General features: G+C 39.5%; 18 protein-coding genes. 6 read left to right on the forward strand and 12 right to left on the reverse strand.

Annotation, left to right across the window (positions count from 1 at the left end; genetic code table 11):
* The first annotated feature begins 4 nt into the window (after positions 1 to 4).
* A complete protein-coding gene (locus DES35_RS09855; RefSeq protein WP_037359939.1) occupies positions 5 to 874 on the forward strand; it encodes an outer membrane beta-barrel protein in 870 nt (289 codons plus the stop codon).
* 52 nt (positions 875 to 926) lie between these two features.
* Here DES35_RS09855 and pfkA read toward each other — a convergent pair whose 3' ends face one another.
* Genes pfkA through DES35_RS09895 form a run of 8 tightly spaced genes read right to left on the reverse strand, consistent with a single transcriptional unit; the run spans position 927 to position 7,384 of the window.
* Positions 927 to 1,898, reverse strand: coding sequence for a 6-phosphofructokinase (gene pfkA, locus DES35_RS09860; RefSeq protein ID WP_037359937.1), 972 nt, complete (start codon positions 1,896 to 1,898; stop codon positions 927 to 929).
* Between the two features lie 4 nt (positions 1,899 to 1,902).
* Positions 1,903 to 3,024, reverse strand: a complete 1,122-nt coding sequence (locus tag DES35_RS09865; RefSeq protein ID WP_037359934.1) for a THUMP domain-containing class I SAM-dependent RNA methyltransferase — start codon at positions 3,022 to 3,024, stop codon at positions 1,903 to 1,905.
* The gene (locus tag DES35_RS09870; RefSeq protein ID WP_037359932.1) at positions 3,024 to 3,413 is read right to left on the reverse strand and encodes a hypothetical protein; all 390 of its coding nucleotides are present in this window, start codon (positions 3,411 to 3,413) and stop codon (positions 3,024 to 3,026) included. The genes DES35_RS09865 and DES35_RS09870 overlap by 1 nt, the downstream gene beginning before the upstream one ends.
* Positions 3,414 to 3,422: 9 nt before the next feature.
* On the reverse strand, positions 3,423 to 4,283 hold the full coding sequence (locus DES35_RS09875; protein WP_037359930.1) for a fructosamine kinase family protein: 861 nt from the start codon (positions 4,281 to 4,283) through the stop codon (positions 3,423 to 3,425).
* The gene (locus DES35_RS09880; protein WP_037359928.1) at positions 4,280 to 5,287 is read right to left on the reverse strand and encodes a DHH family phosphoesterase; all 1,008 of its coding nucleotides are present in this window, start codon (positions 5,285 to 5,287) and stop codon (positions 4,280 to 4,282) included. The genes DES35_RS09875 and DES35_RS09880 overlap by 4 nt, the downstream gene beginning before the upstream one ends.
* A gap of 50 nt (positions 5,288 to 5,337) precedes the next feature.
* Complete coding sequence (locus DES35_RS09885) at positions 5,338 to 6,462, reverse strand: glycosyltransferase (RefSeq protein WP_051889388.1); 1,125 nt, start codon at positions 6,460 to 6,462, stop codon at positions 5,338 to 5,340.
* A complete protein-coding gene (locus tag DES35_RS09890; protein ID WP_037359926.1) occupies positions 6,463 to 6,861 on the reverse strand; it encodes a hypothetical protein in 399 nt (132 codons plus the stop codon). It abuts the gene before it with no gap.
* A 10-nt stretch (positions 6,862 to 6,871) separates the two neighbouring features.
* A complete protein-coding gene (locus DES35_RS09895; RefSeq protein WP_037359924.1) occupies positions 6,872 to 7,384 on the reverse strand; it encodes a gamma carbonic anhydrase family protein in 513 nt (170 codons plus the stop codon).
* Positions 7,385 to 7,478: 94 nt separating this feature from the next.
* Between DES35_RS09895 and DES35_RS09900 the strand changes: the two genes are divergently transcribed.
* The 3 genes from DES35_RS09900 to lipB all read left to right on the forward strand — a co-directional run bounded on the left by DES35_RS09900 (position 7,479) and on the right by lipB (position 9,889).
* Positions 7,479 to 8,114, forward strand: coding sequence for a NifU family protein (locus tag DES35_RS09900; RefSeq protein WP_037359922.1), 636 nt, complete (start codon positions 7,479 to 7,481; stop codon positions 8,112 to 8,114).
* 72 nt (positions 8,115 to 8,186) lie between these two features.
* On the forward strand, positions 8,187 to 9,173 hold the full coding sequence (locus DES35_RS09905; protein ID WP_037359920.1) for a bifunctional phosphoglucose/phosphomannose isomerase: 987 nt from the start codon (positions 8,187 to 8,189) through the stop codon (positions 9,171 to 9,173).
* Positions 9,170 to 9,889, forward strand: a complete 720-nt coding sequence (lipB, locus tag DES35_RS09910) for a lipoyl(octanoyl) transferase LipB (RefSeq protein ID WP_114366481.1) — start codon at positions 9,170 to 9,172, stop codon at positions 9,887 to 9,889. The genes DES35_RS09905 and lipB overlap by 4 nt, the downstream gene beginning before the upstream one ends.
* Here the strand turns inward: lipB and DES35_RS09915 are convergent.
* From DES35_RS09915 to DES35_RS09925, 3 genes are read right to left on the reverse strand one after another with little or no spacing between them, the layout of a single operon-like run.
* Entirely contained in the window at positions 9,886 to 10,458 is a 573-nt protein-coding gene (locus DES35_RS09915) for a HupE/UreJ family protein (RefSeq protein ID WP_037359916.1), read from the reverse strand. The two genes, lipB and DES35_RS09915, sit on opposite strands and share 4 nt — an antisense overlap.
* Before the next feature lie 2 nt (positions 10,459 to 10,460).
* Positions 10,461 to 10,907, reverse strand: coding sequence for a DUF6702 family protein (locus tag DES35_RS09920; RefSeq protein WP_037359914.1), 447 nt, complete (start codon positions 10,905 to 10,907; stop codon positions 10,461 to 10,463).
* Entirely contained in the window at positions 10,898 to 11,287 is a 390-nt protein-coding gene (locus tag DES35_RS09925) for a hypothetical protein (RefSeq protein ID WP_037359913.1), read from the reverse strand. Before DES35_RS09925 ends, DES35_RS09920 begins: the two co-directional genes overlap by 10 nt.
* A gap of 39 nt (positions 11,288 to 11,326) precedes the next feature.
* On the opposite strand from DES35_RS09925, the gene DES35_RS09930 reads away from it, so the two are divergent.
* Together DES35_RS09930 and DES35_RS09935 are read left to right on the forward strand one after the other, a co-directional pair.
* Positions 11,327 to 14,236, forward strand: a complete 2,910-nt coding sequence (locus DES35_RS09930; RefSeq protein WP_170125735.1) for a sensor histidine kinase — start codon at positions 11,327 to 11,329, stop codon at positions 14,234 to 14,236.
* 12 nt (positions 14,237 to 14,248) lie between these two features.
* A complete protein-coding gene (locus DES35_RS09935; RefSeq protein WP_051889386.1) occupies positions 14,249 to 15,019 on the forward strand; it encodes a LytR/AlgR family response regulator transcription factor in 771 nt (256 codons plus the stop codon).
* Here DES35_RS09935 and DES35_RS09940 read toward each other — a convergent pair.
* Positions 15,009 to 15,275, reverse strand: coding sequence for a hypothetical protein (locus tag DES35_RS09940; RefSeq protein WP_037359911.1), 267 nt, complete (start codon positions 15,273 to 15,275; stop codon positions 15,009 to 15,011). The two genes, DES35_RS09935 and DES35_RS09940, sit on opposite strands and share 11 nt — an antisense overlap.
* Position 15,276: the final 1 nt, after the last annotated feature.

Raw genomic sequence — 15,276 nt, forward strand, 5'->3', positions numbered from 1 at the left:
GTTTATGAGAAAACTGTCTGGCATTTCCGCCTTCACTATGGTATTGCTCTGCACTCTGAACGCCCAGAATTATTACCAGCAGGGATTTTTTCTGAGAGCTGGAAACTCTTACACCTTTAGCATGCCATATTCCTTACCTTTCAATCAATGGGAAAACCGTACACTCACTGATTCAACTGCCAGCATCCAAACTCAATATTTCTCACCGGGTTCCGGACTTTACGCTCATTTGGGATTTGGCTATCAGGTTAATGATATTTTCCGGTTTGGATTGGATATTGGATATCAGTACAGCAGTTCATCCACAGTAAAGGACATCTACTCTACGAGGATTGACACCATTGATTTCTCTTTTGAATCGCCAAGGACATTGAAATCCAATGCCTTGCTCTTCACTCCGGAAATCACTTTTATGCTCCCGATGGAATATATTACCAGGCCATACCTAAGAGTAGGTTTTCCGATACTTATCGGTGTACTGCAGGAAAAAAATACGGTGGTATTGCCTTCCAACAATAATTTTTTTGATGTAATAGAATCCCATACCAATCATGTCGGTAGGTTGACCTTTGGCTTCAGTGGGGCTATCGGCCTTGAATGGGTTTTGAGCGACAATTTGTTTTTCTTCACCGAAGTAAGAGCCTTAGGAGCTCATTTCACACCAAAAAGTTCTTCATTGGTGAAACTGGAGGTCAATGGCGTTGGTGAGCTAAATCAATTGGCCATTTACCAGAAAGAAACGGTGTATGAACGCAACCTGACATTTACAACCAATGACGAACTGGTGGCTAACCAGCCAACAAAAGCATCGCCCTTTAATCTTCCATTTAATCACGTTGGAATTTCTGCAGGGCTGACCATACAGCTCTTTTGACAGCAATTCAGACAATGTCTACTTTTATTTTTTAGTTATTCCAGAAAATAACTTAAATGGAAAGTGTTGCAGCAATCTGCAATAGATGTTTGTTTAATTCCTTGTTGTGTTTTATTGCTTTTTCAAAGGGCACAAAGACAATCTCCCTTCCCTGTCTTCCTACCATAGCATTGAATTTACCATCGAGCAAACCTTCAACTGCAGCATATCCCATCTCACTTGCGAGGACCCGGTCATAAGCCGATGGACTGCCACCGCGCTGAATGTGTCCAAGCACGGTAACTCTCACATCGTATCGGTCGAAATTCTGTTTTACTGCCTTGGCCACTTCGTATGCTCCTCCGCTTTCATCGCCTTCGGCTACAATTACTATGGAGGAGTGTTTCTGCCTGTTCCAGCCATCTCTCAGTTTTTGAATTAAGGCATCGATGTAAGTAGGAGTTTCAGGCACCAGAATGGCTTCAGCACCACAAGCGATCCCAGACCTCAGAGCGATAAATCCGGCATCTCTACCCATTACTTCTACAATAAATAACCTGTTATGCGAAGCTGCAGTATCACGAAGCTTGTCCACTGCCTGAACTACCGTATTGACGGCAGTATCGTATCCGATGGTCGAATCAGTTCCGTACAAGTCGTTGTCAATGGTTCCCGGGGCTCCTATGGTCTTAATTCCGTGCTCTTCGTATAGAATTGAAGCACCTTTGAAAGAACCATCGCCACCTATACACACCAATCCCTCGATGCCGTACTTCCTCAAATTTTCAGCTGCCTTTCTTCTTCCCTGCTCAGTGCGGAAATCATCGCTCCGGGCAGTTTTAAGAATGGTGCCGCCTCTCTGAATGATGTTGGAAACATCACCCGAATTCATCGGTACAATATCGCCCTCAATCATTCCCTGGTAACCTCTGTAAATTCCGAAAACTTCGAGACCTCGGGATAAAGCGGTACGAACTGCAGCCCTGATACAGGCATTCATACCGGGTGCATCTCCTCCTGAAGTAAAGACTCCAATTCGTTTCATGACGTCAGTAAATTTTGAACTGTTGTAAAAGTACCGGAATTTTCCCGTTGTATAAAGCTATGGAATGGGAAGATTTCAAATCCATGTACTTGGTATGCTCTCTACCAGCTGATAAAACCCAGCATTCACCTCCTGGGAATGACTTTTTGAGCCGTTTACCAAGGTCTTTAAAAAATGGCTCATAATTAATTTTCAATCTATGGTTATAGGGAACATTAAGAATCACAAAAGCATCTTCCACAACCTTATCCCAGCGCAAAAAATCCCAGTGTATCAATTGTACCTGTTCGTTTTTTTGTATTTTTTGCAGGGTTACTTCAGTGGCTTTAAGGGCGTCCGCATCACTATCGATTCCGATAAATTGGGCAACCTTTTCGCGGAAGACATCCTTAAAATTCATCGTTATTTTGAGAAAGATTTCTTCAAAGTTATCCCAATCAAATTTTCTGAAAGCATACGAAGTACGATACCGATTGGCGCATTCTTTCCTTTGAAGCAAAATTGCCTCAGAAATCAATGTCCCACTGCCACACATTGGATTGATAAATCTTTGCTCGCCGGAATATCCGGCTAATCTTAAAATTCCATGTGCCAATACCTCATTGATAGGTGCTTTTGCTCCCATCACCTTATAGCCTCTTCTGTACAGAGGAGCACCGGAAGTATTTATGTATACAGCTACTTTTGATTGATGTACGTATTGATAAAATTCTGCATCCGGGTATTCTCTGTCTACATTGGATCTCTTACCAGATATATCTCTCTGCCGATCAGCAATTGCATCTTTTAACAGTAGAGAAGCATAAAGAGAATTGTCAAAGTAATTGCTTCCAAATACATCACTTTTTATGGAAAATGTTTGAGTGGTAAGAAGGTAATTTTCCCATTTGAAATCCCTTATGCGAGTTGTGTACTCTCTCTTGTGATGCGCTTCAAAATGATAAAGGAGAATATACACATATACTGCAACCCCGCTGCATACGTTTAATTTTACTACCAAATCTGCATCTCCCTGACAGATTATACTTCTTTTTTGTACAGATATAACCACGCCACCGTACGCAAGGATGTCTTGCTCGAGAAGCTGCTCAAAACCTGATACCGTTTTGACTAATATGGTATACATCATTTATAAATAAATTCCACTTTTGGCGGGTTGTTGTTGTCATATTCCAACTGAGTAAAAACAATGCTGGCTGTAGCAGAATCTCCTTTTTTGACGGCAAAACTCAGACTGTCCAAATACACCATATTTCCCTTATTGGCCTTTACTACTAGAATGAAAGCTGAGTCTTCGAAGATATTTTTCACATCGGTTTTAATTAAGGTTACCGTTTGTTCATCAGAAATTTCGTACGGTAAAATTTCATAAGTCACTAATGGGGTTTCTGTTTTTTTTGAGAGTTCCTGTGTATTTCTTAATGTGTGGTCGGCATCACAAGCCAATAACACATACCCTAAAATGGTCAGATTAATGAAGGTTGTAAGCGCGAATAATGATTTCTTTTTGCTCATATTAAGTGGTTATAAATATTGACGTATGCACTTGACGCATTCGGCCGGATAGCTTAAACCAAAAATAGCTGCATGGACCAGCAGGGGATAGAGCTGATATAGAGAGACTCTTTCCTTAAAATCAGATAAAAGAGGGTTCGACGACTGATAGGCTTCGTAAAAGGATTGGCCAAAGCCTCCGAAAAGCATTGTCATGGCCAAATCTACTTCTCTATGACCATAATACACTGCAGGGTCGATAAAATAAGGTTCACCCTCTTCGGATACCATCAAATTGCCTCCCCATAAATCGCCATGCAGAAGCGACGGATGTTCTTCCGGTAAAAGAGCCGGAAGTTTCTGTTCCAATCTTTCAAGCATCGAAAGCACGGAGGATGATAAATGACCCTTTGAATTAGCTCGTAAAGCCATAGGCCAAAGTTTACTGTGAAAATAGCACTCGTGCCAGGTCTTGAAGATTCCATTGACTTGTGGCTCTGAGCCGATGTAATTGGGATGTTCCAATCCATAAAAGTTATATTTTTTGCTGTGAAGTATGGCCAACGATTCACCGGCTCTATACAAGGATGTTTGCGTTTTAACTCCCTGATTAACCCAACTGAGAATTAGGAAATCTCGATCCACAGCGATTATGGTTGGAACATTTCTCAATCCGCTGTCTTGCAGAAGTCTCAACCCTTCAGCCTCTTTGGCGAAAAAATCTCCCGGAGCCTTTTCAGAAGTTGTTTTTAAAAAATAAGAACCTCCGTCTCTAGTTATCAATTTGTAGGATTGGCCAATACATCCGCCATGTACCGGCTCAAAACTCAGCTGCGATTTGGGGACTTTTACCCTGACGGCAATGGACTCCAGGACCTCGTTCCTTATCATCTGGTCAATACTGCTTCATGCACTGTTTGTTCAAAAAGTTGCAATGCTTCAGCGACAGAGCCGTAAAAAGTTCCTCCTGCAGCATTCTTATGGCCACCTCCATTGAAGTATTTTCTGGCATACAGATTTACATCATGGTCGCCTTTGGACCTGAAAGAAATCCTGATTTTTCCATCCTCCTCCCGCATAAATGCTGAAATTACAACTCCCTTGAGTGATAATCCCATATTGGAAAAACCTTCAACATCTTCTCTGCGGCAACCTGTCGCCTGCAAGTCACATTCGGTGATGTAGGAAACCGACACTACACCGTCCAAAATCACCCTGAGATTGGAGAGCATGATGGTCATCAATTTAAACCTCTCAAGGGAATTGGAATCATAGAGATATTCATGCACAGCGGTATGATTGAATCCCGTATCGAGGAGGCGTGCCACTTTTCGATGTGTTTCCGGTTTGACTGTATCAAATCTAAACGATCCGCTATCGGTAACAATGCCTGTATAAAGGCATTCTGCAATGTCTTTTGTAAGCCAGTTGATATGGCTGAAGGCTCCATCCAAAACATCAAAAAGCAATTCACAGGTACTGCATGAGGTACTATCAGAAAAAGCGAGATTAAATTCCTGATCCGGTTGCAAATGGTGATCGATTAAGACTTTTGAAGCTGTCACGTCTGCAAGTACTGCCTTCATTGCCTCACCGGTGCGGCTCAGGGTGTTGAAATCCAAAGCAAACACCACATCTGCATTTTTCAGGGCCCTGGTGAGGTTGTCCGAATATTCAGTAAACGGCTGGTATACTTCAAATTCAGGTAAAAAACGTAGATTTTCAGGGGCATCGTTTGGACCTGCCACAATTACCTGCTTGCCTATATTTTTCAGGAAATGATACAATGCCAGACTGCTGCCTATTGCATCTCCATCGGGATTGATGTGGGTAGTTATTGCAAAATTGGTTTTTGTCTCAATCAGCTTTCGAAGTGATTTAAATTTTTCTTCCATGGTTTTTAAAGGGTGTAAAATATGGCTTGTAAGGAGTTTGGGCTGAACAGTTACAACGGCAAATATCCCTCCAGCAGTTCCAGTCTTCTGGCCCATGTGTTGTGCATAGCCTCTGAGATAGGTGCATTGGGTTCGTATGGTTTTTTTAAAAGAAAATACATCGCATCTCTCCAGCTTCTGGCATCTTCTGCTACAATCACATGAAGTGAATTTTTATCGACCAGGTCAGGCAGTGGAGTTGTAATTACTGGTTTGTTACACGCCAGGTATTCATAGTATTTAGTTGGGAAAACTCCAGAAGTTTTTTCATTGATTAAATATGGAATGATTCCAATGTCGAGACTATTGACTGCTTCATTCAGCTCGAAATACCCAATCCTGCCGGTGAATACTACATTCTTATACACATTTAGAGCCGTCTTAGTCGAGTTTTTAAAATTTCCAATAAATACAAAGAATATTTCAGGACAAAGTCTGATCACCTCACTGAGCAATTGAAGGTCCACTGCTAGATCAGTGCCCATGTATCCGGCTATTCCTTTATATCCTTTGGCAAGGGATTTTATAGATTCCATTCCTGTAGTTGGGTAAAATCTTCCTGCATCCACACCTTGTGGCAGATATAGGATATCTTTTCGAATACTCATGTAATCCGATATGGTATTCACATTGTCTGCAGTGACCAGATCAGCTGTTTCAACTGCTTTTGCCTCCAAGTTTTTTGCTTTTACAGATAGCTCAGACATCTTTTGACGTCGGGCAAACAAATCAAGCCACTTAAATCCTCCCTTTTGAAAATATTTGAACATAAATCCATTGACATATCCAGAGTAAATCAAAGACTCCTCCGGCGGGAATGCTTTACTGCTTACAAGTTGATAATTGATGCAATCGCTCCACCAGGTATAATGAATTGGCAGGTAGAAATGATTTACAAAGTGAAAGTTTTCCGCTGTAGGATTGGCAAGCAATCCTTTTTCAATTTTTTGTCTGTTGACCCAATAGTCTTTAAACTTTTTCAATACATGTGGCAATGAATAATTGATCAATCCATAGGGTTGGTGAATGTTAACCGCTTGAAACTTCCGGCTCAATCGGAAAATCAATTCGTGCTGCCTCTCCCAATTGTGATTCCAATGGACCGTAGGAAAAGCCGTTAAAAGATTGAATTTCAACTATTTTTTCTTTTTCTTTCTGTAAAGTACAAACACATGCATAGGAAAACCCTGAACATCTTGACTATATGCCGAATGCAGTATCCAGCCTTGTGAAGCAGCCGCATTTAACACCTCTGCTGCCGTTGTAAAGTTGGGTGAAATCAGCTGTCTCAACTCTGCCTTTGCAGTTGATGCGGCAGAAATTTCTGCAATCAACCCCATGTTTTTCATATCGGTGAGCTTTCTGTCTACATCGGTCTGGGCTGTGTGAAGCTGCAGAGCCGTCCTCAATACATCCGATTGGGGTGGCTCATAGACCGAAACAATGGCAAATTCCGGATTCTTTAGTGCTTTTTGTCCAAAAACCGGAATGGCAAGAAGTGCAAGAAGCACCAGAGCAACTACATTTTTATTCATCCTAAAAAATTTATTTAAACCATGAAGCATACATCACGTAATTGTTGGCGATTCTCATTATTTCACCTTCAAAGAGGGATTGATCGAGATCTTTAACTTTTTTTGCCGGTACACCCGCTAAGATACTACCGGAAGGAACTCTGGTACCTTCCAGCACTACAGCACCTGCTGCGATGATACAGTTGCTTTCGATCACACAGCCATCCATCACAATAGCTCCCATACCTATAAGCACGTTGTCGAAAATGGTGCATCCATGAACTATGGCATTGTGACCGATTGAAACATTGTTGCCAATATTGGTGGGTGCTTTTTGATAAGTGCAGTGAATGGTCGCATTGTCCTGCACATTTACTCTGTTTCCCATTTTGATGTAATGGACATCACCTCGTACCACAGCATTGAACCATACAGAACACTCGTTACCCATCACCACATCACCAACTACTACAGCGGTGTCAGCCAGAAAGCAGTTGCTTCCAAAGCGAGGTGACTTGCCATTAACAGATTTTACTATTGCCATTATAAAAGTGTGAAATCAGTGTACAAAGGTATTTTAGTACACTCTCAATCGAACCAATACCAGATACTTTTGTACTGATTTAAAGATTTGACTAATGCAAACCAAAAAAATACCAGTAAGCGTCTATGCCGAAAGCACACCCAACCCCGCGGTAATGAAATTTGTAGCCAACAAAATGCTGGTAGAAGAAGGGGCTTATGAGTTTAAAAACATTGAAGAGGCTCAGATCTCACCTTTGGCCAGTCAGTTATTTCATTTTCCATTTGTAAAAGAAGTATTTATCACTGCCAATTTTATCGCTATTGCCAAATACAACATCACAGACTGGAACGAAGTAGTTCAGGAAATCAGAGAGTTTATTTACCAATACCTGGCAGAAGGGAGGGCTGTAGTGCTTCCGGCAGCAAAATCATCCGATATAAATGAGCCGGATTCCGGTACACATAGTTCCTACAGCCTTTCCGGCATTGAACTGCCTGATCCGGACACATTAGATGAGGTTGAACGTCGCATCGTGGAGATCTTAGATGAATATGTAAAGCCAGCCGTCGAACAAGACGGCGGAAACATTGCCTTCGCAGGCTACAAGGATGGCATCGTGAAAGTTGTGCTTCGGGGCGCCTGTTCGGGGTGTCCATCATCTACACTGACTCTCAAAAACGGGATTTTGTCGCTGCTACAGAGGTTGCTTCCTACTTTGGTCAAGGATGTAGAGGCAATTAATGGCTGATTCCTGAAGCATTCACCATGGGATATTGTATTTGTCTCTAATTTCGCCACATGTTAAAAAATACCTTTTAAAATGCTAACTCTGATTGAAAATTTTCCCAAACATCTGGTAGATGCAATGATCACTGCGAAGAAGGCCTCGTTCAAGCAGTCCAATAGAGCAATAAAGAATGTGATCATTACCGGATTAGGAGGCAGCGGAATTGGTGCCTCTATGGTGCAAGACCTCCTGTCGCCTCATGCTGAAATTCCCATCATCGTCAATAAAGATTACCACCTGCCGGCTTTTGCTGACGAAAATACTCTGGTTATTGCCTGCAGCTACAGCGGTGAAACTGAAGAAACCCTCGCTGCACTGGCAGAAGCCGAAGAGCACAGCTGCGAAATCGCCATTATCACATCCGGTGGCACACTCCTCCAAATGGCCAAAAGCAAAAACTACAATTACCTGCAGATGCCAGAGGGCAACCCTCCGCGATCTATGATTGGATACAGCCTGGTATATCAGCTCTACATGCTGGCATATTACGGAATTTCCAGGCTGGCCTTGGATAACGATATCATACTCAGCTCCAATTATCTCCTCGAATTCAGGGAAAAAATCCAATCACAAGCTAGATACATAGCTGTGAGACTGCATAAAAAAATACCGGCTGTATATGCCTGCAGCGGATTCGGAAGTCTGGCAGAGCGGTTCAGACAACAACTCAATGAAAATTCAAAAATGCTTGCATGGAACGGAACGGTTCCCGAAATGAACCACAACGAACTGGTCGGATGGAAAGGCGGGGACGAACACTTTGCAGCCATATTCATCCATACCCCCTTTGACGACAACAGAAACGCCAAAAGGACAGAAATAAGCTCAAACATCATCCAGAACTTTACCTCTGGAGTTTTTCACATCCACTCCGAAGGCGAAACTCCACTGAGAGCTTTCTTTTACCTCATCCATATTACAGATTGGATTTCGTATTATCTAAGCGAGTTGAACGGGGTAGATGTAATGGATATATCAGCCATAAACCAACTAAAAGGTGAATTAGCCAATTTCAATTGACAGAGCTACAAAGCACAAGGCGAAAAGTTAAAATTCTTCGCCGGGGACTCACCGAATATGCCACTGCCTGGGCAGAGCAAGAGGCTTTGTTCAAGGTCGTAGAACAAGGCAAACTGCTCCGTCGAAAGGGTCAAACAGACTTCTTTCCGGTCAACTATCTCATTACCGTAGAGCATCCACCGGTGTACACCCTAGGTAAAAGTGCCAATTCAGGCAATCTGATTTATCCAGAGGAATTCTACACAAGCAAAGGTGCACAAATATTTCACATCAACAGAGGCGGTGATGTCACCTTTCACGGACATGGACAGCTTGTCGTCTATCCGATTTTTGACCTCGACCAATTCTTTACCGACATTCACCGCTACTTGCGATATCTGGAAGAAGCCGTCATCAATACCCTGGCAGATTATGGGGTTCAAGGTGAAAGGTCACCGGGTGAAACCGGTGTATGGCTCGACCCGAAAGGAAAAAATCCAAGAAAAATCTGCGCTATGGGTGTGAGAGCAGCCCGATGGATTACCATGCACGGTCTGGCTCTTAATGTTAACACGGATTTGAGTTGGTTTGACTATATAATTCCCTGTGGAATCAAAGGAAAAAGCGTCACCTCTATGGCCAAGGAAACCAATCAATATATTCCATTAACTGAAATTGAAGAAAAACTCCTCAAACATCTAAAAAACCTCTTTGAATTTGAGGAGATTTCAGACTAAAACGGTGCATTTTCCAATGCAAGCCAGAGTGCCAATGAAAACCCTCCTCCTGATACAAAAATCAACCAATCCCTGTGTTTATAATTTAGTAAATTCTGAACCAATAACGATATTCCCAGTATAAAAGCCACAACCACTAGTTGCCCCCACTCAATACCAAGATTAAAAGGAATCAAAGCAGACCAAAAAGAATCCGTTGATTCTGTAAGCATCGAGTAGTAATTGGAAAAACCAAAACCATGGATTAAACCAAAGAAAAAGGAAGTCCATCGAGCAAGCTTTGCTGACTTTTTTTCAAGTGCTACAAGATTACTTACTGCCGTAATTACAATAGTAATTGGTATAAAAAATTCTATCCAAACTTTTGAAGGCTGATACAACTGCAATGCTGAGACAATTAAGGTAAGTGAATGCCCTATGGTAAAAAGGGTAACAACGATCAGTATGTTTAGCAACTCCCTGGGCTGATACCTGACTATCAGCACTAAAAGAAATAGAATATGGTCTAATGCAGCCAGGTCTGTTATATGTCCATACCCCAACCAAAAATATACTGAAAAATTTTCCATTTTCAGAATGTATGCGTTTTTCTATTTCGATAAAAAATGACAGTATTTGTTTTTGCTTGCCTCTTCAAGTAGACAATATTTATCTGATTGGCAAATTCAGATAAAAATATGGTATTTGTCACTGTTAACTTCTGGTTCTCTTCAAAGTGAAATTCGGAAGTGACAACAACAGATTCCCCCTGGTCTGTCACATTTTTAAAATGTATTTTCACATCATTATCATTCGAAGAAATTTTAAAGTTTTCCCTGAAATATTCAAAGACCTTTTCCTTTATATTAACACTCAAATCATCCAATGAAACATCCAAAACCTTTTCCAGGTCATCCTTAAACACTTTTATTTCCAAAACAGCCTTATCTCCATAAATCGAAATTGTGGAAACACTCATATAAAAATCGTGTGCTATACCAATAAATGCAACTTTTAAAAAGATAAATATTAAGGACATCGTACACTGGTAGTTTTAGTTGTATCCATGTAAATAATAATTGCCTCCTCTACACAATTACGAACGACGAAATATACCTTATCAACCCCTTTGGATTCGAACAAATATTCCGGACAGTCAACGCCTCTAATCCTACTTTCGCTGAAGAGAACTTTTGACACACCAAGTAGACTATCAACATCCAACAACCCCTTCATTTCTAGCCTGTTTACCTGACATAAAGCAAACTCGGACCAGGTAAAGCTTTTTCGACGAAGGTTATCCACTACTCTGTCCTGCGGAAAGTAGGTACACGAAATATTTCTTCCACCAAATAAAAAATTTACAAGAAAGACGCCTAAAATGACACCTGAAAGGTAAAGGATGATTTTCTTTGCCATAAGTACATGGCAAAAATACTTTCATCCATTGATAAAACGATGAGAAACCCACTAGTGTCGCTTTTTATTTCCATCGTTTTGAACCTGACAGCCATCGGTCAGAGTCAGCAAATTCCTGCTCCCGATATATTCACTCAAGAAATCAGCGTATTTAGTGGTTCGTTCAATACGCCTATCTATTCCATTAATACGGATTCCTTGGGTTTTATCTATCTATCAACTGACCGGGGAATGTTTAGATATAATGGAATTAATTTTCAAAAGATCAATGATGGTGAATTGCTAGACCCTTCATTTAATTCCATTACATTTTTAAGTGACAAAAGGGTTATGGCGATTAATTTTTATGAAGGAGTTTTTGAGGTAATAAATAATACATTTTTTAAAAAAGATATACTTGGCATTAAAAGCAATAAATATACTTTCCTGGATTTGGCTGAAAAAGATGGAAAAATATACTTACTTACGGATAAAGCACTATTTATTTTAAATAGAAATTTTGATATTCTTCACAGAATTGATCCAGACACAAAAGATGAGACTGTAAAAGAATTTTCTCAATTGCATATCCACAAAAAATCTGTATTTATTACAACTTCTGGAAAATACTTATATAAAATTAATCCTGATGGAAATTTTTTAACATACGAATTGCCATATTATTGCAAATGGATAATTACCTCAGATCAAGAAAATATTTATATTAAGTGCAGAGATTTGAATTCCCCTGTTTACATATTTAAAAACAATGTACTTCAAAATTATTTTGAAGTTTTTCAAAACAGTGAAATCACTACATTTAAAATGAATAAAATTGGAAGTGAATTCTTCTTTTGTTCATCCTCAGGTCTCTTTTCATATCATCCAAAGAAGGGTATTTTTAAACAGATAATAAAGGATAAGAAAATCAGCGATATAATGATAGATAGAGTAGGAAACTACTGGGCCACATCTTTAGATGGAAAGCTGATTACATGGAAGACAGAGGACAAGAAAAAATTCACCCTTCCAATTAACGATGAATTTGCATTTACCACAAAATTAGACCGAAATAAGTTTATAAGTGCATCCAGTCAAAATAGATTTTACAAAATAGATTTTAAGAACAATCTATTTCATTACCTGGGCAGGTTTGGCGTAGATGACATAAAGTTTCTACACTACACGAAAGACGACGATCATGTGTACTTTAAATATGGAAAAATTGATTTGAAATCCCAATCGTATACATTTATGTATCTGGGAAATGACATGATTACAACACCACTCGGAGAAAAAGTTTTTTTATTAAACAATCGAGTGTATTACCAGCCAGCGGGAAAAGATTGTATGGCACTCAATCAAAAGAAAAAATTTATCGAATGTCTTACACTTCTACATGAGTCCAGAGCAAAAAGAGCCGTTTGGTTGGATAGTTCTATATATATCTTATCACTGGATGGACTATTAAAATACAAAAGAGATACTTTGGTAGAAGTAACCGATAAATCCACAGGCAAAAGAATCAAAGGTGTTGACCTAATAGCAGACTCAGAAAATAAATATTGGGTAGCAACTAATCATTCGACTATCGATGTATATTATCTGGATTTTCATAAAAAAACTTTTGATTTGAAGTATATTTTTCCGGAAAACAATTCCATTGTAAAACTAAAATATTACAAACCCTATGTTCTTGTCATCTTTAGAAACGGGGCATTGCTGATTGACCAAAAATCGTATGAAATATTCGATGTATCGAGTATTTTAAGCGCTTCAGATATGCAAGTGAGTGATGTGGAAATAGAAGACGATTTCATTTACTTTTTCTTCAGTAATAAAATTATTGTTAGTCCGATCAAGTCAGACAAAAAGATTTTATCCAAAATATTTGTAACAGGCATTTCAGACCTTAAGGCAAAAAAATATAATTTAAATTCACCTTCTGTAAAACTCAAAAACAACAGTTTCTTCGTAGAGTTTGACTATTTATGTCTAGGTGAATCTGCTGGCATTCGTATAGCTTACCGCATAAAGGATATTGATACAAACTGGAATTTTATCATTGCAGATGCCAACAAAATCTTTTTTCCCTACATGGAGTCAGGGGATCATTTATTGGAGTTGAGCGTTGTTGACCAAACGGGAAAAATCATTTCAAACCTGGCAAGCATAAGCGTATCCGTTCCGAAACCTTTTTATTATTCGACGTATTTCTTTGTAGTTATGCTGATATTGATGGTCATGGCATCAGCTCTCATTATTTACTTCAATGAGCAAAAATCCAGGAAAAAAGAATTATTGAATAGTCAAATTAGAATTTCAAAACTCACAGCATTAAGGTCCCGGATGAATCCACATTTTGTCTACAATATTCTCAATTCCATACAAAGTCTGATCTACATTGGAGACAAACGTTCAGCTAGCAGTTATTTGACAAAATTTTCAGAATTGATGCGTAAGGTGCTAGACTTATCGGAAAACGAAAATATTTCACTCGTTGAAGAGCTGAATGTCATTGAGTTATATCTTGAGCTCGAAAAGCTTCGACTTGGTGAGGACTTTAAATACAGCATAGAAGTTGACAATGAACTTAAATATTTAAATCCTGAAATTCCCGGATTTTTCATACAGCCTTTTGTTGAAAACTCGATAAAACACGGGCTTATGCACAAAAGAGATGAAAAAAGACTCCTGATCAAAGTAGAAAAGGGTACCAACAACGACATTCGCATCATAGTAGACGACAATGGGATTGGACGAAAAAAAGCTGAAGAAATCAATGCCCGGAGAAATGTAAAAAAGTCATCATTTGCACTGGAAGCTATCCGAAATAGAATACAATTAATAAATTCGCGTCTTAAACGAAAGATTGTGTTACAGATATTTGATAAGGTTGACCTGAATAACCAGCCCTCCGGCACTACTGTAATCTTAAGTATACCAATCGAATTTGACCTTGAATCCTGAAAACGAATCTCTATGGAAGATATCAAAATAACAGCCTTAATTGTAGATGATGAACTACATGCAAGAAATGTATTGCACAGCTTGCTCTCGGAATATTTTCCTGAAATCGAAGTAGTAGGTGAGGCTAAAACTCTACCTGAAGCCGTCAGACTTATCTCGGATTTAAATCCCACAGTAGTTTTTTTGGACGTAGAAATGCCGGAATACAACGGGACCCAAATATTTGAGTTCTTTCCGGAAGGCAATATACATTTCAAAATAATCTTTGTAACTGCTTACAGCGAATATGCCGTCACAGCATTTGAGCTCAGTGCCGTCGACTACATCCTCAAACCCATATCTCCAGAGGCTCTTTCCAGGGCAATTACCAAATTGAAAGCCACTTTAAACAATGATATCACCATAGAAAGAGAGCGGCTAAATGCTCTGATTGCAAATATTAAGAATCCTGAAGAAGCAAAACTCGTACTTCCCTCCAGCGATGGTCAGGCGGTGGTCAGGCTAAACGATATTGTGTTTCTGAAGGCGGACAGTTCCTATACTGAAATTTATCTTGCAGATGGTTCGAAACTTTTTTTAAGCCGCAAATTGCTGGAATTTGAAAAATTACAAAACATTGGACCTTTTTTACGAACTCATCGGTCCTATATCGTAAATCTGAACAGGATAAAAAAAATTCTGAGAAACGATGGAGGATTGGTCATGGACAATGGCAAAGAAGTATCCTTGGCATCTGATAAAAAGCAATTGCTTTATGAAAAACTGAATGCTATCAAATTTTGACTTCTTCCCCAAATAATTTTTTGAAAAGCTCAGAAATTATCCCTTTCATAGCTCCATACAGATCGTCGATTGCCGTATCATATCCGGGGAAAACATCTATGGAATAATATCTCTTTAATTCCAACAACAGAAAGAGAAAAAAGAATAAAAAAACAATGACATAGATGATTTCGAGTACAATTTTTACATCTTCCAAAAGCAATAAAAGTTTGGAAAAGCGGGAAGGGCTCTTTTTCTTTTGATTCTCATTATCCATT

The sequence above is a fragment of the Schleiferia thermophila genome, from assembly GCF_003337435.1.
GTDB classification, from domain to species: domain Bacteria; phylum Bacteroidota; class Bacteroidia; order Flavobacteriales; family Schleiferiaceae; genus Schleiferia; species Schleiferia thermophila.

Excerpts from the sequence above, each read along its gene's own strand:
- DES35_RS09855 (WP_037359939.1), top strand. The coding sequence starts at position 5 with ATGAGAAAACTGTCTGGCATTTCCGCCTTCACTATGGTATTGCTCTGC.
- pfkA (WP_037359937.1), bottom strand. The coding sequence starts at position 1,898 with ATGAAACGAATTGGAGTCTTTACTTCAGGAGGAGATGCACCCGGTATG.
- DES35_RS09865 (WP_037359934.1), bottom strand. The coding sequence starts at position 3,024 with ATGTATACCATATTAGTCAAAACGGTATCAGGTTTTGAGCAGCTTCTC.
- DES35_RS09870 (WP_037359932.1), bottom strand. The coding sequence starts at position 3,413 with ATGAGCAAAAAGAAATCATTATTCGCGCTTACAACCTTCATTAATCTG.
- DES35_RS09875 (WP_037359930.1), bottom strand. The coding sequence starts at position 4,283 with ATGATAAGGAACGAGGTCCTGGAGTCCATTGCCGTCAGGGTAAAAGTC.
- DES35_RS09880 (WP_037359928.1), bottom strand. The coding sequence starts at position 5,287 with ATGGAAGAAAAATTTAAATCACTTCGAAAGCTGATTGAGACAAAAACC.
- DES35_RS09890 (WP_037359926.1), bottom strand. The coding sequence starts at position 6,861 with ATGAATAAAAATGTAGTTGCTCTGGTGCTTCTTGCACTTCTTGCCATT.
- DES35_RS09895 (WP_037359924.1), bottom strand. The coding sequence starts at position 7,384 with ATGGCAATAGTAAAATCTGTTAATGGCAAGTCACCTCGCTTTGGAAGC.
- DES35_RS09900 (WP_037359922.1), top strand. The coding sequence starts at position 7,479 with ATGCAAACCAAAAAAATACCAGTAAGCGTCTATGCCGAAAGCACACCC.
- DES35_RS09905 (WP_037359920.1), top strand. The coding sequence starts at position 8,187 with ATGCTAACTCTGATTGAAAATTTTCCCAAACATCTGGTAGATGCAATG.
- DES35_RS09915 (WP_037359916.1), bottom strand. The coding sequence starts at position 10,458 with ATGGAAAATTTTTCAGTATATTTTTGGTTGGGGTATGGACATATAACA.
- DES35_RS09920 (WP_037359914.1), bottom strand. The coding sequence starts at position 10,907 with ATGTCCTTAATATTTATCTTTTTAAAAGTTGCATTTATTGGTATAGCA.
- DES35_RS09925 (WP_037359913.1), bottom strand. The coding sequence starts at position 11,287 with ATGGCAAAGAAAATCATCCTTTACCTTTCAGGTGTCATTTTAGGCGTC.
- DES35_RS09930 (WP_170125735.1), top strand. The coding sequence starts at position 11,327 with ATGAGAAACCCACTAGTGTCGCTTTTTATTTCCATCGTTTTGAACCTG.
- DES35_RS09935 (WP_051889386.1), top strand. The coding sequence starts at position 14,249 with ATGGAAGATATCAAAATAACAGCCTTAATTGTAGATGATGAACTACAT.
- DES35_RS09940 (WP_037359911.1), bottom strand. The coding sequence starts at position 15,275 with ATGGATAATGAGAATCAAAAGAAAAAGAGCCCTTCCCGCTTTTCCAAA.